We start from the raw sequence: 17,890 nt of genomic DNA, 5'->3' as shown, positions 1-17,890 counted from the left end.
CGTTCTCCTGGATTGCGTTGCGAAGACGCGGACGCCCCGCGCCACACGTGGAGTCTAGCCGTCCGGGTTTCCCGGCGTAAGTGGCTTCATGGACCACTTGTTTCCGGACATGTCCGGTGTTGTCGGATGAGCGTGCGACCATGAATGAATGACCATCGTCGATGCCCCACCCGCCGCAGCGGCTGCGGCCGACGCGTCTGCGCGATGGCATCCCGGCGGTCCGTTAGACCTCCTCCAGACCCTTGGGATCCTCATGCGGGGCAACGGGGATCCGTCCTTCGCGGCACGGCAGGACGGCGTGTGGATGGCGTTCACGACGCCGGACGGTCCGGTTACCCTGCGCCTCACCTCAGCCGGAAATGGCCCGGACACGTATGTGGATGCCCAGGCTTGGGGATCCGGCGCAGCTTCTGCGATCAATTCCGTCCCTGTGCTGCTGGGAAGCGGGGACGACTGGTCCGGCTTTGACGACGCCGCGTTTCACGCCACCCTTCCGCGAATGGTCAGGGAAGCCCGACGCTGGAACCTCGCCATCCGGCTACCCTCCACCGGGCGGGTGGTGGACTCGCTCGTGCCCACGATCCTTGAGCAAAAGGTCACCACTATCGAAGCGCGGCGGGGCTACCGCTACCTGATGTACAGGTACGGGTCCGCGGCCCCGAGCGCTGGCCGCCTCGCGCCGTCGGGCCTGCCGTCGGGCCTGCTCGTCCCTCCATCCGCTGCCCGATGGCTGGCCGTTCCTTCATGGGAATGGCACAAGGCCGGCGTGGGTCCCCAGCGTTCGGCAACCGTCATGCGGGCCCTGCGCTCCGCCGTCGCGCTTGAACGGCTCGCCTCACTCAGCGCCGCGGAGGCCGGAACAAAGCTGCAGACCATTCCGGGGATTGGAGTCTGGACCGCTGCCGAGGTTGTCCAGCGGACCCATGGGTGCCCGGACTCGATCGCGGTGGGCGACTACCACTTGGCCTCGTACGTTGGCTATGCGCTGACCGGCAGGAAGACGGACGACGCCGGCATGATCGCCCTCCTGGAGCCTTGGCGCGGGCACCGGCAGCGGGTAGTCCGGATGCTCGGGGTCAGCGGCTTCCACAAGCCGACGTTTGGACCGCGCATGACCGTCCAAGACCACCGCGGGCACTAACGCAGCCGCGCCTCTGCAACGCGGGGTCACTTACGGCCCATGTTGCTGCCCGGCATGGGCCGTAAGTGACCCCGCGTTGGGAGTTTCGCCCGCTTGACCCGGACAATGAGGCTGGTGAACCCTTCGGCCAGGTCATCGGCGTTGGCCTTGAAGTAGGACCAGCCGGAACTGGTGAAGGCCTCGTCCCTCCGGTTGTCCCTTGTCTGCTGTTCCCGCGTGAGATGCGGGGCGCCGTCGTATTGCACCGCGATCCGGAACCGCCGGTACCCCAGGTCCGCGGACGGCGACCACAAATCATCCGGATCGAGGCGGAGCTGCAATTCCGGTTCGGGCATCCCTGCGTCCAACATGGCCAGCCGCAGGAATGTCTCCGGAAACGAGTCTGCTCCGACCCGCATGTCTTCAAGGGCTAGCCGGGCCTTCTCCACGCCTTTCATGTTCGGATGCTGCCGGACAAGAAGGCGCAGCCCTTCCTTGCTGGCGTAGGGCTCCGTCCTTCCTTCAAGGCCCGGCCGTGGCATGCGGATCAACTGGTCGCCCATGGCAATCACGTACCGCAGCGGCAACTGATGCGCCAGATCAAGCCAAGTCCGGGACGGGGAGGACACCGGGATTCCGTCTATTTCCGTGACTTCGCCAGGGAGGACGCGTACTCGGTGGCCCGTCACTCCTGTCCGACGGACCCGGGGAAGCTCATGGGGCTTGCTGAGGTGGACCGTCTCACCGCTGCCCAGCCACGGAGGAAGGCCGAGCCTGGTCAGTACTGCGGCGCTCTCATGGGACACCCAGGCATCCGGTGTTGCCGCCGCGAGAACCCGCGCCCGTTCGGCAAGCGCAAACTCACGGCCCGTAGGCAAGTAGATCAGCCGGCCGCCGTCGGACACGTCTCTGGCCCGGAGCCGCTTCGGAGCGACGCCAAGTGCACGGGATTCATAGACCGTGAAAGGACGGTTGCTGAGTTCCTCCGGCAGCGGAATGATGCGGACCATGCGATCCAGTTTGTCCGCAAACGGACGCCGGCAAGGAGTTATCCACAGGCAGACTTCCAAACCCAGCAACGCGGGGTCAGTTACGGCCCATGTCGGGCGGCAACATGGGCCGTAAGTGACCCCGCGTTGGATTAGAGCCCCAGGCGGGCGATCGCTTCTTCCCGCATGTCGATCTTCCGTACCTTGCCGGACACCGTCATGGGGAAACTGTTCCGGATGTCTACGTAACGCGGGATCTTGTAGTGGGCCAGCTTGCCGCGGCAGAACTCCTGCACTCCCGCCAAGTCCAAAGCTGCCCCTGGCTTGAGGATGATGCAGGCCATCAGTTCTTCGCCGTACTTGGCATCAGGCACCCCGATCACCTGGACGTCCTGGATGGCTGGATGCCGGTACAGGAACTCCTCGATTTCGCGTGGATAGACGTTCTCGCCCCCGCGGATGACCATGTCCTTCATGCGGCCCTCGATCACGATAAAACCCTCAGGGTCCATCCGGGCGAGATCGCCGGTGTGCATCCAGCCGTCGTCGTCGATTGCCTCGGCAGTCTTCTCCGGCTGATCCCAGTACCCGGCCATCACGGCGTAGCCCCGAGTGCACAATTCGCCGATCTCTCCGCGTTCCAACGTTTCGCCAGTGCCAGGATCAACAATCTTGGACTCCAGCCGCGGCATGGTGCGCCCCACGGTGGTGGTCCGTTGCTCCAAGGTGTCGGACGCAAGGGTCATGGTGGACACGGGCGAGGTCTCGGTCATGCCGTAGCAAATGGCCACGTCACGCATGTTCATCTCCCCGATGACTCGCTCCATCACCTCGATGGGGCACAGGGAGCCGGCCATGACCCCGGTGCGCAGCGTGGAGAGGTCATAGGAGGCGAAATCGGGCAAAGCCAGCTCGGCAATGAACATGGTGGGTACGCCGTACAGTGAGGTCCCGCCAAAGTCCTGCACGGCTTCCAGGGCGGCGGCTGGCGTGAATCCCCGGCCGGGAATGATGGTGGCGGCGCCGAAGCTGAGGGCGTTCAGGTTCCCGATCACCATTCCGAAGCAGTGGTAGAACGGCACCGGCAGGACCACCCGGTCGCGTTCCGTGTAACCCAGAAGCCTGCCGATCTGGTTGCCGTTGTTGAGGATGTTGTGGTGCGTAAGGGTGGCGCCCTTGGGGAATCCGGTGGTGCCTGAGGTGTACTGCAGATTGATGGGATCGTGCGGGTCGAGTTCCACCATCCGCGCCTCGAGCGTTGAGGGCGCGACGTCGTCCGCCCGCCTGAGCAGCTCGGCGAAAGTCAGCTCCGCTGCGCTCTGCGGCACACCGGCGTCGAGCATGTCCAGTCCGAAATCGGGAAGGAAAACGAGCTCCCGGAGCTCGAGGCAACCGCCTAAAGCTTCCCGGGCCATGGCCACATAGTCGCTGTTCTTGTCCGATGGCGCGGCCACCAGCATCCGCATGCCGTTCTGGCGGACCACGAACTCGAGTTCGTGGCTGCGGTACGCCGGGTTGACGTTGACCAGGATCGCCCCCACCTTCGCCGTGGCGTATTGCAGGATGGTCCACTCGGCGCAGTTCGGGCTCCAGATGCCCACCCTGTCACCCTTGGCGACGCCCGTGGCGAGCAGCGCACGCGCGAGCCGGTCGACGTCGTCGTTCAGTTTTTCGTAACTCCAGCGCCGGGCCTCCCCGCCGGGCACGGGAGCCGCTTCGATGAGCGCGTCCCGCAGCGGGAACTGCGCCGCTATGCGCTCAAAGTTGGCGCCGATTGTCTCTTCAAGCAGCGGGACGTCAGTGTCCCCGGCTGTGTAGGAAAGCATGAACGCACGCTACCAACTACGCCGGTCCAAGAGAAGGCTTTTGCTTGGAAGTCCTACAAAATATTTCGGGGGCTTGCCGGGCCAGCCGGTAATGTGAATCCCATGAGTGCACCCATTGACCTGCAGGCCACGTTTATTCCCAACGATGGCGAATTCTTCCGCGTTAAGCTCGCTCTGGAAATCGCGATCGACGAGGTGGTGAGCGAGCCGGGCTGCATCCGCTACGAGCTCACCGAAGCCAACGAGGACAAGCTGGTCCTGACCGAGCAGTGGGCGTCCGAGGAACACCTCGACATCCATTCCAAGGGCATCGCGGTCCAGGACCTCAACGAATCCCTCAGCGCGCTGTTGGCAGAACCAGTCAAGCTCGAGCGCCTTTAACTAGCATCGGCTGCCCCTGCTGGGCAGCCGATGCTGTTTCTAGGAGTTTTCGGCGCGCTGCTTTGCGATGTGTGCGTGAACCTCATCCATGTCCAAGGCCTTGACGGCCTCGATGACCTGCTCCAGCTGGGGTCCGTTCAGTGCGCCCGGCTGGGAGAACACGAGGACCTTTTCGCGGAAGGCCATGAGCGTGGGGATGGAGGAAATACCGGCTTCGGCGGCGAGCTGCTGCTCGGCCTCGGTGTCCACCTTGGCGAAGAAGACATCGTCATGCTTCTCGGAAGCGGCTTTGTATGTGGGGGCAAACTGCCTGCACGGGCCGCACCACGCTGCCCAGAAATCAACTAGGACAATGTCATTGCCCTCAATGGTCGATGCGAACTGCTCGCCGGTGATGTCAACTGTAGCCATGTTTCCACGGTACGCGACCACGCCGCCTAAGTCGCCTCTGTTCGCTACCCGGCAAACCGGGAATAAAGCACGACGACGGCCGCTAACACCCGGTCGAGCGGAGCCGAGGGAAAATCGCCAAACCCTTGCTAGACGTTGAACAGATGTTTAGCATGTTAAACATGCGTTCAACGGCCGATGACCTCAGCACCCGCGCCCGCATCCGGGATGCCGCCATTGCCTTGTTCGGCCGGCAAGGCTTCTCGGCCGCCACCATCCGGGCCGTCGCCACCGAGGCAGGAGTCAGCCCGGGCCTCGTGATCCACCATTTCGGCAGCAAAGCCGGCCTTCGCGAAGCCTGCGACAACCACGTGTTGGCCGAAACCGCGGGCCAAGGCATCCGGAAGACCGATCCTGAGGCGGTGGGCACACAGATCCAGGACTTCCTGTCCCACCCTGAGCAATACGCCCACGAGATCGCGTATGTCCGGCAGTCCCTCAGCGACGAGTCCGACGCCGGTGACGCCTTCTTTGACGCCGTGGTGGCCCAGACCCGGGCCATCATCGAGGCTGGAATCGCCGGCGGCACTATCAGGGCCTTCGACGACGTGGCAACCACCGCCGTCGTGGTCGCGACGAATAGCCTCTCGACACTGGTGCTCGGCAGGCACGCGGCCCGGGCAGTCGGGACCAGTGAGCTGGGTCCGGACATGCTCCGCGCACTAACGCTCCCCACCATTGACCTCTATACCCACGGCTTCTACACAGACACCCGGTTCCTCGATGCCGCGCGCGAAGCACTGCAGGCACCGGCACCGGAACCCACTGGAACGGAGACCGCATCATGAATCAGGCAATCCTCGTCGAAGGCCTGCGCAAGACGTTCGGGCGTCGGGAAGTCCTGCACGGCATCGACTTCAGCGTGGAACCGGGCAGCGTGTTCGGCGTCATCGGGCCTAACGGTGCTGGCAAGACCACCACCATGCGCTGCTTACTGGACATCATCCGCCCAAGCGGTGGACATATTCAGGTGCTCGGCGAAGATCCGCGCCACGCCGGACCCGAGCTGCGACGCAGGATCGGATACCTCCCGGGCGAGCTATTCCTGGAGCAGCGCATCACCGGGCGCAGGCTCCTGGACCACTACGCGGCGATCAGCGGTCCAGTGAAACCCGGGCGCATCGACGAACTTGCTGAGCGTTTGGACCTGGACCTCGACCGCCACACACGCAAGCTTTCCAAAGGCAACAAGCAGAAGCTTGGGCTGGTCCAGGCCTTCATGCACGCCCCCGAGCTCCTGGTTCTGGACGAACCCACCAGCGGGCTGGATCCCTTGGTCCAACAGGAGTTCCTCGCCATGGTGCGGGAAGCCCGCGACAACGGGCAAACCGTCTTCCTGAGTTCGCATGTCCTGAGCGAAGTCCAGCAGGCCGCGGACGAGGTGGCGATCCTGCGGGACGGCAAGATCGTCACAGTGGCCACCGTCGATGCCCTGCGCGAGACCGCTCTCCGGCACTTGCGCCTCACCGCCATCGGCATCACAGCGGACGGCGCCGGTGCGCTGCTGGGCCGGGTCCCCGGCGTCGGGTCGCTTGAGGTGCTCAAAGCGGGCGACGGCGTGGAGGTCTCCGCGGTTCTAGAAGGGGACATCCAGCCGCTGGTACAAGCGTTGTCCAAGCTTCAACTGACGCACCTGGTGTTGGAAGAGCCTGACCTGGAGGAATCGGTGCTGAAGCTGTACGGGATGACAAGCAACGGCAAGCGCAACGGCAACGGCCATCGGGCGCTGGAAGCAACGAAAGGAGCCGGCAATGAATAGGAAACTGCCTCTCTTCAGGCGCGCATTCCTGGACCCTTGGCGCTCGACGCTGGGTTGGGCGGCGGGCCTTGCAGGCGTGATCGCCCTCTACGTGCCAATTTTCCCGGCCATCGCCGGCGGATCCCAGATGCAGGCCATGATCGATGCAATGCCTCGGGAAATGACCAGAGCGCTCAACTATGATCAGATCGCGACCGGACCGGGCTACACCCAGGCAACGGTGTACGGACTCATCGGCTTCCTCCTTATGACCATTGCTTCGGTGGCATGGGGGGCCGCAGCGGTAGGCGGCGACGAAGAATCAGGGCAGCTGGAACTCACCCTGGCCCACGGTGTCACGCGCGTCCAGCTTGTGCTCGAACGCGCAATGTCGATGGTCTTGCGCATCGCGCTGCTGTCGGCCATCGTCTTCGGGATGGTCCTGATGCTCAATGAATCCGCCCGTTTGAAAATTAACCCCGAGAACCTGTTCGGCGCAACCGTCCTCTTTGCCGGACTCGCACTCCTCAGCGGCACCGCGGCACTGTTCGTGGGGGCCCTGACCGGACGAAAGACCTACGGGCTCGCAGCCGGGACGGCGGTTGGCGTCCTGGGCTACGTATTCAACGCCGTCGGGCGTCAAAGCCCGGACGTGGAATGGCTCCTCAATCTCTCCCCGTATCACTGGGCCTACGGCAACTCACCGGTGACCAATGGAGCGGATTGGACCGCGGCCGGCTGGCTGTGGGGAATCTCGGCTGGGCTGGTGTTGCTGAGCGCGGTTGCGCTGCAAAGGCGCGACGTCGGGGCGTAACGCGGAATGCGAGCGCCCGGCTCCCAGATGCCGGGCTGGCCTGGATGCCGGGCGGCGCTAGGCTCCCGGCCCCCAGGTGCGGGACTGGCGGTGCTAGTGCCAGAAGTGAGGCGCGGCTTTGCGGGCGCCGGGGAGCGCGTTGTTCTCACGCCACTCGTGGATCCATTCCGGAAGCTCGAGGTCTGCGGGAGGCTCGCCGAACTCGGCCAGGATTTCCTCCTGGCCCACGGGCCTGCCTTTTGCGATAAGGCGCGTGGCAATGTGCGCGCGGGCATAGATCTCGCCATCCACCACCATGCGCTGTTCAAAGTAGATGGCCTTTGAATCGAGTCCGATGATCTTGGACTCGATGGTGTATTGCTGCCAGAGCTGCAGGGACTTCCGGAAGGCGATTGTTTCCCCCGCAGCCACCGGGCTCCAGCCGCGGCGACGAATCTTTTGCCAGATCCCTGAGCGCACCATGAGGTCGAAGCGTCCGAGATCCATCAGGGAGAAATACATGCCGTTATTGACATGCATTGCTATGTCGATGTCTGTGGGCAGCACTTGCATGGGCAGCGACGACGTGTCCCATACGCTGAGTGCGCTCCGCTTGGACGAAGTGAACAAGAGCAGGAGAGTTCGGAGAAGCAGATGCATAACCACCATGTTACTTCCGAGTAACATTCGGCGATAGCTTGTGTGTCGTTGCGTGGCACCACGTTTACCGCGGGTTCACGTGCCACCGGCAGAATGTTTGAAACAAATTACAGAAGGTATCAAGGAGATCCCGTGAGCACCACCCAAATCGCCAAGGCACACGCAGATGTGTGGCCGGAACTTCCGCTCCACCAGGAGTTGGTCCTGCAGGACACCCGCGGCAACAGGATCGTCGGCACCTTGGACGGCATGACCAGCGACCGCAGTACCCTGTGGATCCAGTTGTCCGGTGGGCTGGGTCGCCAACTGGTGCACCACCTGGATGGATACTGGCTGGAGCCGGGCAGCGCGAGCTAACTGGGCCTCCGCGTCGGTGCCCACGCGCCGTCCTGACCTCGCGCAGCAGTTCCCCGCCAGCCGTCCCGACCCTCTTTGAATTCGGAAAGCGCTTGCGGCACGGCGAGTCGCGTCATTTCGACGGCCGGACCCGTCAAACAAGGTCCGGACGGCGCGGGTGCCCAGATCCCGGCGCAACAAAAAATCCCCGGAACCACATGGTTCCGGGGATCAAATTTTGTGGCAGATGAGGGATTCGAACCCCCGTAGGCGTTGCCAGCTGATTTACAGTCAGCCCCCTTTGGCCGCTCGGGTAATCTGCCGAACTTCAAAAGAAGTCACTCCCGATCATCGTTTCGTTTCCGATCCGGTAAGCGCGAGCAAGACAACCTTACAGAACTTCGGCCGAAGAATCGAATCGAGGCCTCGGAGCCCCAAAACCAGCGGAAATCTCAGGCATCTCCGAGTATCCGGCCCACCAGTTTGGCCTCGAAACTGGCAGCCTGCTCCATCGTGATCTGGTTGAGCTGCACCGCCCGCAGCAGGTCCGCGTGGACACCATCCATCCGGGATGCCGCGTCCGGGACCGGGCTCAGGACCACGGAGGCGGCGAGCGCCGCGGCTGCAACTGCGCTTGCGGCGGTGGCAGCGGCGACTCCGAGTGAACCGGCGGCGGCAGCAGCTGACTTGGTGACGTATCGGACGGCTCGGTGGCTCATAGTGCTCCCTTTCAGGATGGGCTGTTCCAACTGGTACAACTCTGTCCGGGCAGTCTCGGTTCCGGCCATACGTGTGCTGTGAGCCACCTGTGAACCTGGGGCACACACCGGGCGCTTCCGTACTAGGCTGGATGGCAGACAAAACCGCCCGTTTCCGGGCCACCCCCAACGATCACAAGGAGAGTCATGGCAGGCGAATCCACATTCGACGTCGTCAGCAAGGTAGACAAGCAGGAGGTTGCCAACGCGCTCCACCAGTCCCAGAAGGAAATCGCGCAGCGATACGACTTCAAGGGCGTCGGCGCCGAGATCGACTTCAGCGGCGAAAAGATCCTCATGAAAGCCAACTCAGAGGACCGCATTCTCGCCGTTCTGGACGTGTTCCAGTCCAAGCTCATCAAGCGCGGTATCTCCCTGAAGTCCCTCGACCAGGGCGAGCCTTACCCTTCCGGCAAGGAATTCCGCCTGGAATGCTCCATCAAGGAGGGCATTGCCCAAGACATCGCGAAGAAGATCAACAAGATCATCCGTGACGAGGCCCCGAAGTCCGTAAAGTCCCAGATCCAGGGCGACGAGCTCCGCGTCACGTCGAAGTCCCGCGATGACCTGCAGGAAACCATGAACATCCTGAAGAAATTCGAAGAGGCCGATCTCCAGTTCGTGAACTTCCGCAGCTAAGACCGATTCTGCCGCGTGATTACAGGGAAGTTGCTTCCTCAGTCCGCACAGAGTCCGCAGAATCCCCGAGGACCGCAGCGATCAGCCTTGATCCTGCGGTCCTCGTTTTGTCTTCGGCAGTCGGCCAGAGGTGAGAGTAAGTGTTCAGGGTGATCGAAGGCTGCGCGTGGCCAAGTGCCCGCTGGACGGTAACGACGTCGCACCCATCAGCGATAAGGCCGGAGGCGTAGAAGTGCCGGAGATCGTGAAGGGTGAAATCGCCTATGCCCGAGGCCTCGCGGACCTGCCGCCAGCGGTCGGCCGCTGAGTTGCTGTTGAAGTAGGTTCCGCCGTACCCGAACAGCCACTTCTCATCACCGAAGACGCCGACAGTTTGGACGTGCAGGGCTAGGGTCTGGACCAGCTCTTCGGCGACGTAGACAACCCGTTCCGAGCCGTGCTTTGGCGGGACGACCTCTGCCTCTGCTTTGGTGCTTCCTTGGATCTGCCGGGAAACGCTGATGGTTCTGCGCAAGAAGTCCACGTCGCCCAGCTGCAAGCCGGCTGCCTCACCCAGGCGCAGCCCCGCGAAAGCACAGACCGAGACGAACGGAGCAAACCAGTCCGGAGCGGCCTCCAGCGCCGCCCCCATCTGCTCCGGCGTCGGAATGGTCATTGCCGCTTCACGGCGCCGCTCACGGGGCAGCTTCGCGCCCGCGCAGGGATTCTCCGCGATGACCTTGTCCGTGACCGCGGCCCGGAAGGCCGAGCTGACGATGTTGTAGTAGACCTTCACGGTGGCCGGCGCCAACCTCGCGGACATCCCCTTGACCCAAGCCTGCACATGGGACGGCAGGATTGACCGGATCTGATGGTCCCGGAATGTGGCTATCGCGAGTGCCTGTTCGGCTTTCAGCTTGGTCCCGGTCGCCCACACCTGGGCGGCTGCCCACTGCTCGAACCACTGGGCAAAAGTGATCTTCCCGGCCTTCGGATCCACATACCGGCCCGTGACTACGGACGCAGTGACTTCATCAAGCCACCGCTGAGCGTCGATCTTCCTCTGAAAGTGCCGGGAGTGTTCCTTCCCGGCCGCGTCCCGGTAGCGGGCCCGCCAGCGGCCTTCAGGCCTCTTCTGGATGCTCGCCATTGACCTCTCCTACAGCACCTTGGATTTCCAACAATTCGTTGAACTGCAACAGGCTAAGGACGGCCATCGGGTGACCCAGGCGCGGAGTCCTGGCCTTCTCGAGTTCCATGTCGAGTCGGGTACCCGTCGCTAGATCCTCAATCGGGATCCAGTAGATCGTCGCAAGGGCGAGTGCTTCACGGAGCTTTATCGCCCTTTCCCCAGACTCGATTTTTGAAATGACGGTTTGGTGCCACTTGATTCCGAAAGCGGCGTTCATCATGTTTGCGATATCCGACTGTGCGTGACCTATTAGCTCTCGACGTCGCCGCGCATGCTGTCCGAACGTCCGATCGAAGGTTTCAATCAACTCTGGCCCATAGCCGGGCTCATCTAGCCACTCTTCCGTCATTCCTCAACCATAACCGATGATCGGTTGACTCCACCATCCCGTCGTGGTTATATATCAATATCGGTTCAACCGACCATCGGTTATCAACAGGAGGAATCATGGCGCTACTCATTGCGACGCTGCTCACGCTAGGTGAAACGGCCGAACGGTTGCGGAAATCGGAGGCCCAGCTGCGGTGGATGATCCACAACGGCACCGCGCCCCGTTCGGCAAAGATCGGCGGCCGCCGGATGTTCCGTGCAGCCGACGTCGAGGACTACATCAACGCCGCGTTCGAGGCAACGGCGTGATCACGAGGGCCGAGCTGGACGCTGAGCTGGCGGCCGCATGGGAGTCCGGTTACTGGCACGGCACATCGCATCAGGGCCCGCTCAACGCCGCGGCCGTGGATGCTCGGAACCCTTACAAGCACGCAGACCCGGAGGCTACCGAATGAGCCGCTGCGAGTGCGAATGGCTTGGGGAATGCAGCTGCGAGCTACCAAACCTGCCTGTCCGGACTCCTGCCAAGGCCGTCAAGGTGCGCCTCAAGACAGAAGAAGGCCGTGACGCCTCGCCAAAGTCCGTCACGGCCGGAGAACCAAACCCATTCCTAGGAGATTCACTGTGAAGACTATCAAGCGGCCCACCACTTTGCGAGAGCTCGGTGACATGTGCCAGACCTTGGGAATCAAAGCTGCGCAAGGCCTGGAAGTCTTCGGCCCATGGCCGACGCCTCCAGCAGGATACGTACTAGCTCCCGGCTCCGATGACCGTTGGCTCGGTCCTGAGGTTCTTCACCGGAAGTGGATCATCACCCCGGTATGGAACTCCACCACAGACGCTCATTCACTCGACGTCTGGCTCGCTGAGCACTACGCGCCAACCTATGCGGAACTATCCCCCGCAGACGCGCTGGAGCTCGCCGCGGACCTCGCCGCCGCTGCCCAGGCCATCGGCGCCTAAGCCCCTACGACAAGGAACGGAGGAGGTGAGCTAAAACGGGATCCGACAACATGGCCAAGGTCTTCTCCAACTGGCCGGGCCTAAAGCACCGCGCCAAAGTAGGCCTCCTCTGGATGGCATCCAAGGCGGTGGACAACGCTAAGCCTCCGGTGTTCTTCGGAGACCGTGGAGATCTCGCATGGGCAATCGGGGCACCCATCCGAAACGAGGAAGCAGCGCAAAAGGCCGTTCAAGAGGTCATCAAGGAGCTCCGGCGTGACGGCGCGATCGTGTGGTCGGGGCAAGCCCGGGCCGGAGTGAGGGCCTCATATGCGCTTGCCTTGGAATTCGAGCACACCTGGCACCCCATCGGGGCGGGCCGGGACATTGAGTGGCAGAAGATCTCGCGGGACGGCATACCGGCAGGAATGCAGAGCAAGGACATCGCGGGATTGATCCCTAATCAGGGGGAGGAATTCTCTCCCCCTAACCAAATGCAGACTCCGGAAATCTCTCCCCCTAAGGGTGAGGAAATCACGGGGGCTAAGGGGGAGGAAATCTCTCCGATTAGGGGGAGGAATTCTCTACCCCCTACTACAAGTGACTTCAACCCCTACTTCAATCGATCAATCCAATCAGGCAGTTACGTAAATAGAGAACCACTGCGCGCGAAAGAAAAATCAAACGCCTTGGCTGAAAAGTCTTCGATCGAGGATGAACGGTCAAAGCAGCTCGGTCTGATGGACCAGCGAGTGGCTGAATACGAAAAGCAGCAGGACCGGGAAGCCTCGTGAGCACCGAGAACGAGCGCCGGCAGGATCTCGGTCTGCCGGTCATCCCCCCGGATCCACCAGAACACCAATGCGTCAAAGGCTGGCTTGGCGAAACCACTGACGGGCTACCAATTCCCTGCCTGACCTGCCGCCCCTGGCTTCAGAAGAAACTGGGCCACACGAAACGCCTAAGCACGAACGGGACCGGCAATCGCAGGGCCCGCAACAACTGATTGAAGAAAAGGAATCATCATGAACACAATCAATCCTTGGACCACCACCCCCAAGAACGCCTTCCAGCCAACCGGCGACCAATACGAAGTCGGATTCGGGACCGGCAGCCGCGGCCAGCAACTCACAGGAACCGTAGCCAGCGACTGGAACCCGGACGGCCCGTCACTATGGCTCATCACGCCATCGTGGAACGAGTCGGAAGGGGTTGGCATCGGATACGAACTGAACGAAGACGATGCAGTCGAACTCGCCTCCGTCATCTACGCCAGCCTCACAGACGCCGGCCGTCTCCGGCTCGTGGCAGCCCTCGCGAAGGGCAACTAGCATGGCATGGCAGCCGGGGCTCCTAGGCTCCGGAGTGAGCAACGATGGCGACCTCATGCGGATGATCGCCGACCTTCAACGCCAGATCCGCGAGCTTGCAGCGGCGAACCCCCTGGCAACTATGGGCATCACGCCGGGGCCAGATGGCATCACTTTCGGTGGAAGCGTCGTCATCGGCGGCAATCTGAGCGTGCCCAACGGTTCGATTAGCGATAGCGCGCTACAGAACCCGCTCCAGATCGGCACCGCTTCCAACGGAATCAACAATTATGCGATCACCACGACATCGACTGTCCGGGCTTCCGTGACGTTGACGGTACCGGCCGGATTCACTCAAGCAATCGTGATCGCCAACCCGACTGCAATGGGCCAAAACAGTACGGCGACTTCGGATTACCTCTACGTGCAAGCAGTAGTCCAAACCGTCAATGGCGGGGAGCTCTACACCGCGGCACCCGCGGGCCTAGGCGTCGGGCTCGCCTCGCCATACCAAGCCACCCTGACCGGACTGACCGGCGGCCAAGTGATCACAGTCGGCGTCGCCACCCGCGCCGGCCTCAACACCTGGGCCGCGTCCACTGCCAATCAGGCCAACATCTACGCCACTGCCATCTTCCTGCGATAAGGACCAGAAATGACCGCTACAAGCCCCGAAACCAGCCCAACAGAACCGACACCCGCACTAACGTTCCAAGCCCCGCCACCGGCCGCCCCGGGCCAGCCCAACCCCATCCCGCCCGGGATCCCGTGGGGCGAACCCATCACCCCGACGACGACGCCCAACACCACCCAGGCCCCGTAGGAGACGACCGTGATCGAGGGATATGGCCGCAGCCGTTCACGTCGCTACGTCAGCGGCGTCGTTGTCCTGAATCGCGAGGATGCTCATTTCCTTTGGAGCATCCTCGATGAGCGATCCATATCAAAGGCGCTTAGCGGTCGCAACGAAAATCTCATAGACACTCTCCGGGCCATTGGATTAGCACGCAGCGATTTCCAAGCTCCTTGCATCAATGAAAGGAAACCAGCCAAGAAGGATGAAAGTAACCAAGAATTAGAGCAGCAATGGTTTACGCCAATTCAAATTGCAGACCAGCTTGGAGTAACCCAGGCGGCAATAAACCAGGCGCTCAGAGATGGGCGGTTGGCCGGAACAAAAGTTGATGGCAGGTGGAAAATCCGACCGGCCGACTTCCATACCTACCAGGCATCACGCCTCGAACGGAGAACAGCATGACCGCCACACCCGAAGACCTCCGCACCGCCGCGGAGGCACAGTACGCCAGGATCAGAAACAACCAAGACCTCAGCCCATTGGCCCAGAAGAAGGCACTCGCTAATGTCTACCTCTCAACCAAAGCAGCCCTCGACAAGCTCAAGGCCGACAGTGAAGCGGCGACGAATGGACGGGAGGAGTCTCTGGCCAAGCAAATTTACGGCATTCCTTCACCAGCCGACGCCAGCACTATTCTCGGCTACCGAGACGCGCAGGACCGGGCAGACAAAGTAGAAGACGAATCCACGGCCATTGCCGGCATCAACCGCGCCTCAATCGCGGGGGACGACCTCATGGTCCGGGCACTTCTGGAACTCGCCTACACCCAGCATTGGACCGGGCCCATTAACGCCTGGACGGATCGTTTCCCCGCCAAGTCGGACAATGCACAGGAACTCTGGGACCTAACTCAGCCCAGCGGTAAACCCCAAGGCGCGTTCATGGCATTCATGAACTACCTTGCGGTCCCACCCGCTGAACTCACGGGACTGTCCGACTATGTCCTCCAAGAACTGGCGGCCGGCAAAACACCAACCAGCCAGCAGTTCGACGTACTGGCTTCGACCACCTGAGCGAGACACCAGCACAGGGCCACGAGCCAGCAGCAGTGGAAGACAGACGGCCGGCAGCCAGTCGGACGCCGCGCCGTTTGTCTCCCGCGGCCAAGGCCCCCGGGTCCCTTGTTTGAGGCGGCCCCCTACCCACCCCCCCATCATGGTCCGGCCCACCTGGGTTCGACCGTGAGGGCTGCTTCTCTTTTCTCAGTCAGGTTGGAAATCTCGGATTTCGCGCCTTCTAGGAGGTGGATATGCCCGGTCCAGCACCCGATCCCAGCGCCCTGCGCCGCGATCGTAAGGATGACACTTCCGGTTGGATCACGCTCCCAATCGAGGGATTCACGGGCGACGTTCCAAAGTTCCCCCTGCCTCCCATCTCGCTCTATGACATCTACTGGAGCGACAAGACCCGCGTCAAGGAGTTTGACGAAGCCGGGACAGAAGCGTTTCGTGATGCCGAGGTCATGCTTTGGGAGCGCGTTTGGCGTAAGCCTCAGGCTGTCCAGTGGGCGCGGTTGGGGCTGGAGCTCCAGGTAGCCGCATATGTTCGCGCCTTCCTATCATCGGTGGCAGAGGATGCAAACTCTGGTATGAAGACGGCCGTCCTTCGCATGGAGGACACGCTTGGCATATCCGTCAAGGGCCTTCTAACGCTGCGCTGGAGGATCATCGCCGACGAGGTCACCGAGCGACGCACCAAGCCGGCGCCGGTCACCAAGCTATCTGCCAGCGAGCGACTGAAGGCACGCAATGCCGAGGCGGGCTGAGCCCCGGCTGTCAGGCCAGCGCTGACCTACTCGCGGGCGACCGAAAACGCAGCGCAGACCCAAATCCGAACAACGCTCGTCGGTCTCGGGCTGGTCACTGACAGGACGGTCGCGTAAGGCCCATAATCCTCAACGTGACCGTTTGACGCTACTAGGCCTACGGTGCCAAGTCAGGTAGTAGGCTAGTTCAACCGTCTGTCTAGATACATCAACGGGCTGCCGTGCCAGGCCGGCGCGGCAGCCCACCCCCGAAGGAGAACACCCGCAATGGACATGGATGGGAGATTGGTAGACGAAGTACCGCCACCGTCACGCCAACACAGAAGCACCATCGACTGGGACGCGAAGGCCGAACTGGCCCAGTTGAACCCCAACAAGGCTGTGCTTGCCGCCAAGCATGTGAGCATCAGCCAGATCACGGCAGTCCGGGGCTACACCCGGTCCCCGTTCCGCCAGCCCGAAGGACGCGTCAGGATCATGATGCGCAACTCCACCCGCGACGAGCACGGCGTCCGGTACGGCGACATCTACTTCAAGTGGGAAACCTATCCCACGGGCACCAAAAGGTACTGACTGACCATGGCACTCTGCTCCCTCTCTGGAGAATTCCGCCTGTACGGCGACCCGGCCCTGAAATTCACGCCGTCCGGTCTCGCCACCCTCACATCGTGGGACCGGACAAGTTCCCTTCGGCGCTCGCTGCCTCCCGCCTAGACGATGACCTGAGCGTGACTCACCCCGTCTGGAATGGGCGTGAAGAGGACCGATAAGCCCTGGCTTAGAAGTTCAGCTCGCTGACTGCATAACAAGGGCGCCCAGCATAATCGCTGGGCGCCCTTCGTGGTGGAAATGCCTAGAAGTTTGGCTCGTCGGCCAGGGCCTCATGGTCGTAGGCGTAGTCCTTGATGTCCTGATCAATCGCGCGCTCGCTTGCTGACCGAGAGGCTTCACCCTCGGACGTGGTCAGCGCCGATGGCGGGTGTGCCGGGTGTTCCGCCCGAAGTCTCTCAACCTTCTCAGCCTGTTCTTCCGGGTCCACTGTGAAGTCCACACTGAGGACGACCCCGATCGTGTAGTCGCACCCCTCAACCGGACATGTGGAGCGCAGGTCCGTGCCCATGGTTTTCCCTTCCCGCAGACCGACAATTTCAGCCCCACTCTACATGCGCCCAGAAAGGTCAATAAGAATGGCTAAGTGCCCCCTGTGATCTGAGGCCGGCGGCGAATACGCTTAGACCTTCCGAGCTCACCTTGGAACGCGCCGGCATGCGGCCCTGTGGGATAGGGGAACCCGGCAGACTAGCGGGCCGTGTACCCGCGCCCACGACTACACGCCATCAGCCCACCGCTATCTTCGGATGGCGGTGGGCTGACCTTTTGTGTTTAACGCACTCGGGGGTCGAGTTGCCGGCGGCGCACCTTGGACGCTTCCCCGGCGCCCTTCCCGCTAAATAGTTTCGGCTGGTGCTTTCTCCACGGGAGCATCAGTCGGGGCCTTGGCAACAAGATAGTCGACGCCGGCCGCGAGACTGTAGAGGCCGATGACCAGCGTGACGGCGCCGAGGACAAGCAAGATCCCACCCAAGACCAGCAGTGGCATGCCAGGGTATTTAGGGTCTGCGTATTTGACGACCACTTCAGTTGCGTTCATGACGGCCCCGATTGGGGTCATGGTTCCGCCGGCGATGACCGCGAGCGTTCCAAAGGCGACGTATACGGCTGACGGGCTCGGTTTCTCACTCATGACCGAAGCATAGAGTCACGGCCGGCGAACTGATAGGAGTCACGAGGAAAAATCGCCCGCGACGCATAGTACGACGCATAGG

28 protein-coding genes and 1 tRNA gene are annotated in these 17,890 nt (G+C 62.2%); 19 read left to right on the top strand and 10 right to left on the bottom strand.

What is annotated here, in order from left to right:
* Positions 1-148 precede the first annotated feature (148 nt).
* Complete coding sequence (locus tag AC3ANQ_RS04970; protein ID WP_488304095.1) at positions 149-1,141, top strand: DNA-3-methyladenine glycosylase family protein; 993 nt, start codon at positions 149-151, stop codon at positions 1,139-1,141.
* A 26-nt stretch (positions 1,142-1,167) separates the two neighbouring features.
* Here AC3ANQ_RS04970 and AC3ANQ_RS04965 read toward each other — a convergent pair whose 3' ends face one another.
* Together AC3ANQ_RS04965 and AC3ANQ_RS04960 are read right to left on the bottom strand one after the other, a co-directional pair.
* Positions 1,168-2,130 carry a hypothetical protein gene (locus AC3ANQ_RS04965; protein ID WP_488304094.1) on the bottom strand — a complete coding sequence of 321 codons (963 nt, stop codon included), beginning with the start codon at positions 2,128-2,130 and terminating at the stop codon, positions 1,168-1,170.
* 131 nt (positions 2,131-2,261) lie between these two features.
* Positions 2,262-3,935 carry an AMP-binding protein gene (locus AC3ANQ_RS04960; protein ID WP_488304093.1) on the bottom strand — a complete coding sequence of 558 codons (1,674 nt, stop codon included), beginning with the start codon at positions 3,933-3,935 and terminating at the stop codon, positions 2,262-2,264.
* Positions 3,936-4,037: 102 nt separating this feature from the next.
* Here AC3ANQ_RS04960 and AC3ANQ_RS04955 point away from each other — a divergent pair, with 102 nt between their 5' ends.
* On the top strand, positions 4,038-4,316 hold the full coding sequence (locus AC3ANQ_RS04955) for a putative quinol monooxygenase (RefSeq protein ID WP_488304092.1): 279 nt from the start codon (positions 4,038-4,040) through the stop codon (positions 4,314-4,316).
* 39 nt (positions 4,317-4,355) lie between these two features.
* On the opposite strand, the gene AC3ANQ_RS04950 is transcribed toward AC3ANQ_RS04955, so the two are convergent.
* Complete coding sequence (locus tag AC3ANQ_RS04950; protein ID WP_488304091.1) at positions 4,356-4,727, bottom strand: thioredoxin family protein; 372 nt, start codon at positions 4,725-4,727, stop codon at positions 4,356-4,358.
* Between the two features lie 161 nt (positions 4,728-4,888).
* On the opposite strand from AC3ANQ_RS04950, the gene AC3ANQ_RS04945 reads away from it, so the two are divergent.
* Genes AC3ANQ_RS04945 through AC3ANQ_RS04935 form a run of 3 tightly spaced genes read left to right on the top strand, consistent with a single transcriptional unit; the run spans position 4,889 to position 7,318 of the window.
* Positions 4,889-5,554: a TetR/AcrR family transcriptional regulator gene (locus tag AC3ANQ_RS04945; protein ID WP_488304090.1), complete on the top strand. Its 666-nt coding sequence runs from the start codon at positions 4,889-4,891 to the stop codon at positions 5,552-5,554.
* Entirely contained in the window at positions 5,551-6,525 is a 975-nt protein-coding gene (locus AC3ANQ_RS04940) for an ABC transporter ATP-binding protein (protein ID WP_488304089.1), read from the top strand. Before AC3ANQ_RS04945 ends, AC3ANQ_RS04940 begins: the two co-directional genes overlap by 4 nt.
* Positions 6,518-7,318 (top strand): ABC transporter permease subunit, encoded by an 801-nt coding sequence (locus tag AC3ANQ_RS04935; protein WP_488304088.1) that lies wholly within the window; start codon positions 6,518-6,520, stop codon positions 7,316-7,318. The genes AC3ANQ_RS04940 and AC3ANQ_RS04935 overlap by 8 nt, the downstream gene beginning before the upstream one ends.
* A gap of 93 nt (positions 7,319-7,411) precedes the next feature.
* On the opposite strand, the gene AC3ANQ_RS04930 is transcribed toward AC3ANQ_RS04935, so the two are convergent.
* A complete protein-coding gene (locus AC3ANQ_RS04930; RefSeq protein ID WP_488304087.1) occupies positions 7,412-7,957 on the bottom strand; it encodes an acyl-CoA thioesterase in 546 nt (181 codons plus the stop codon).
* A gap of 132 nt (positions 7,958-8,089) precedes the next feature.
* On the opposite strand from AC3ANQ_RS04930, the gene AC3ANQ_RS04925 reads away from it, so the two are divergent.
* Entirely contained in the window at positions 8,090-8,314 is a 225-nt protein-coding gene (locus AC3ANQ_RS04925; protein ID WP_488304086.1) for a hypothetical protein, read from the top strand.
* A gap of 220 nt (positions 8,315-8,534) precedes the next feature.
* Here AC3ANQ_RS04925 and AC3ANQ_RS04920 read toward each other — a convergent pair.
* Both AC3ANQ_RS04920 and AC3ANQ_RS04915 read right to left on the bottom strand, forming a co-directional pair.
* A tRNA-Tyr gene (locus AC3ANQ_RS04920) sits at positions 8,535-8,616 on the bottom strand.
* 129 nt (positions 8,617-8,745) lie between these two features.
* On the bottom strand, positions 8,746-9,012 hold the full coding sequence (locus AC3ANQ_RS04915) for a hypothetical protein (protein ID WP_488305261.1): 267 nt from the start codon (positions 9,010-9,012) through the stop codon (positions 8,746-8,748).
* 186 nt (positions 9,013-9,198) lie between these two features.
* Here AC3ANQ_RS04915 and AC3ANQ_RS04910 point away from each other — a divergent pair, with 186 nt between their 5' ends.
* On the top strand, positions 9,199-9,690 hold the full coding sequence (locus AC3ANQ_RS04910; RefSeq protein ID WP_059387254.1) for a YajQ family cyclic di-GMP-binding protein: 492 nt from the start codon (positions 9,199-9,201) through the stop codon (positions 9,688-9,690).
* A 19-nt stretch (positions 9,691-9,709) separates the two neighbouring features.
* Here AC3ANQ_RS04910 and AC3ANQ_RS04905 read toward each other — a convergent pair whose 3' ends face one another.
* Together AC3ANQ_RS04905 and AC3ANQ_RS04900 are read right to left on the bottom strand one after the other, a co-directional pair.
* Positions 9,710-10,819 carry a tyrosine-type recombinase/integrase gene (locus AC3ANQ_RS04905; RefSeq protein WP_488304085.1) on the bottom strand — a complete coding sequence of 370 codons (1,110 nt, stop codon included), beginning with the start codon at positions 10,817-10,819 and terminating at the stop codon, positions 9,710-9,712.
* On the bottom strand, positions 10,794-11,210 hold the full coding sequence (locus AC3ANQ_RS04900; protein WP_488304084.1) for a helix-turn-helix domain-containing protein: 417 nt from the start codon (positions 11,208-11,210) through the stop codon (positions 10,794-10,796). The genes AC3ANQ_RS04905 and AC3ANQ_RS04900 overlap by 26 nt, the downstream gene beginning before the upstream one ends.
* A 98-nt stretch (positions 11,211-11,308) precedes the next feature.
* On the opposite strand from AC3ANQ_RS04900, the gene AC3ANQ_RS04895 reads away from it, so the two are divergent.
* From AC3ANQ_RS04895 to AC3ANQ_RS04840, 12 genes are all read left to right on the top strand, one after another.
* Positions 11,309-11,500, top strand: coding sequence for a helix-turn-helix transcriptional regulator (locus AC3ANQ_RS04895; protein WP_488304083.1), 192 nt, complete (start codon positions 11,309-11,311; stop codon positions 11,498-11,500).
* Complete coding sequence (locus AC3ANQ_RS04890; RefSeq protein ID WP_488304082.1) at positions 11,497-11,646, top strand: hypothetical protein; 150 nt, start codon at positions 11,497-11,499, stop codon at positions 11,644-11,646. The genes AC3ANQ_RS04895 and AC3ANQ_RS04890 overlap by 4 nt, the downstream gene beginning before the upstream one ends.
* A gap of 169 nt (positions 11,647-11,815) precedes the next feature.
* Entirely contained in the window at positions 11,816-12,154 is a 339-nt protein-coding gene (locus AC3ANQ_RS04885) for a hypothetical protein (protein WP_488304081.1), read from the top strand.
* Positions 12,155-12,204: 50 nt separating this feature from the next.
* Positions 12,205-12,927: a hypothetical protein gene (locus AC3ANQ_RS04880; RefSeq protein ID WP_488304080.1), complete on the top strand. Its 723-nt coding sequence runs from the start codon at positions 12,205-12,207 to the stop codon at positions 12,925-12,927.
* A 231-nt stretch (positions 12,928-13,158) separates the two neighbouring features.
* The gene (locus AC3ANQ_RS04875; protein ID WP_488304079.1) at positions 13,159-13,464 is read left to right on the top strand and encodes a hypothetical protein; all 306 of its coding nucleotides are present in this window, start codon (positions 13,159-13,161) and stop codon (positions 13,462-13,464) included.
* Between the two features lies 1 nt (position 13,465).
* Positions 13,466-14,089 (top strand): hypothetical protein, encoded by a 624-nt coding sequence (locus AC3ANQ_RS04870; protein WP_488304078.1) that lies wholly within the window; start codon positions 13,466-13,468, stop codon positions 14,087-14,089.
* Positions 14,090-14,098: 9 nt separating this feature from the next.
* Complete coding sequence (locus AC3ANQ_RS04865) at positions 14,099-14,266, top strand: hypothetical protein (protein ID WP_488304077.1); 168 nt, start codon at positions 14,099-14,101, stop codon at positions 14,264-14,266.
* Between the two features lie 9 nt (positions 14,267-14,275).
* Entirely contained in the window at positions 14,276-14,701 is a 426-nt protein-coding gene (locus AC3ANQ_RS04860) for a helix-turn-helix domain-containing protein (RefSeq protein ID WP_488304076.1), read from the top strand.
* Entirely contained in the window at positions 14,698-15,312 is a 615-nt protein-coding gene (locus AC3ANQ_RS04855) for a hypothetical protein (protein ID WP_488304075.1), read from the top strand. Before AC3ANQ_RS04860 ends, AC3ANQ_RS04855 begins: the two co-directional genes overlap by 4 nt.
* Positions 15,313-15,548: 236 nt before the next feature.
* Complete coding sequence (locus AC3ANQ_RS04850; RefSeq protein ID WP_488304074.1) at positions 15,549-16,064, top strand: hypothetical protein; 516 nt, start codon at positions 15,549-15,551, stop codon at positions 16,062-16,064.
* A 267-nt stretch (positions 16,065-16,331) separates the two neighbouring features.
* Entirely contained in the window at positions 16,332-16,637 is a 306-nt protein-coding gene (locus tag AC3ANQ_RS04845; protein WP_488304073.1) for a hypothetical protein, read from the top strand.
* A gap of 6 nt (positions 16,638-16,643) precedes the next feature.
* Positions 16,644-16,778 carry a hypothetical protein gene (locus AC3ANQ_RS04840; protein WP_488304072.1) on the top strand — a complete coding sequence of 45 codons (135 nt, stop codon included), beginning with the start codon at positions 16,644-16,646 and terminating at the stop codon, positions 16,776-16,778.
* Positions 16,779-16,917: 139 nt separating this feature from the next.
* Here the strand turns inward: AC3ANQ_RS04840 and AC3ANQ_RS04835 are convergent, their stop codons facing one another.
* Together AC3ANQ_RS04835 and AC3ANQ_RS04830 are read right to left on the bottom strand one after the other, a co-directional pair.
* The gene (locus AC3ANQ_RS04835; protein WP_488304071.1) at positions 16,918-17,184 is read right to left on the bottom strand and encodes a hypothetical protein; all 267 of its coding nucleotides are present in this window, start codon (positions 17,182-17,184) and stop codon (positions 16,918-16,920) included.
* Between the two features lie 327 nt (positions 17,185-17,511).
* Entirely contained in the window at positions 17,512-17,808 is a 297-nt protein-coding gene (locus tag AC3ANQ_RS04830; protein ID WP_488304070.1) for a hypothetical protein, read from the bottom strand.
* Between the last annotated feature and the right edge of the window lie 82 nt (positions 17,809-17,890).

The sequence above is a fragment of the Arthrobacter sp. DMZ02-1R genome (genome assembly GCF_057747935.1).
Note: the sequence above shows the minus strand (reverse complement) of the source record. Positions and strands in the feature narration are given on the sequence as shown.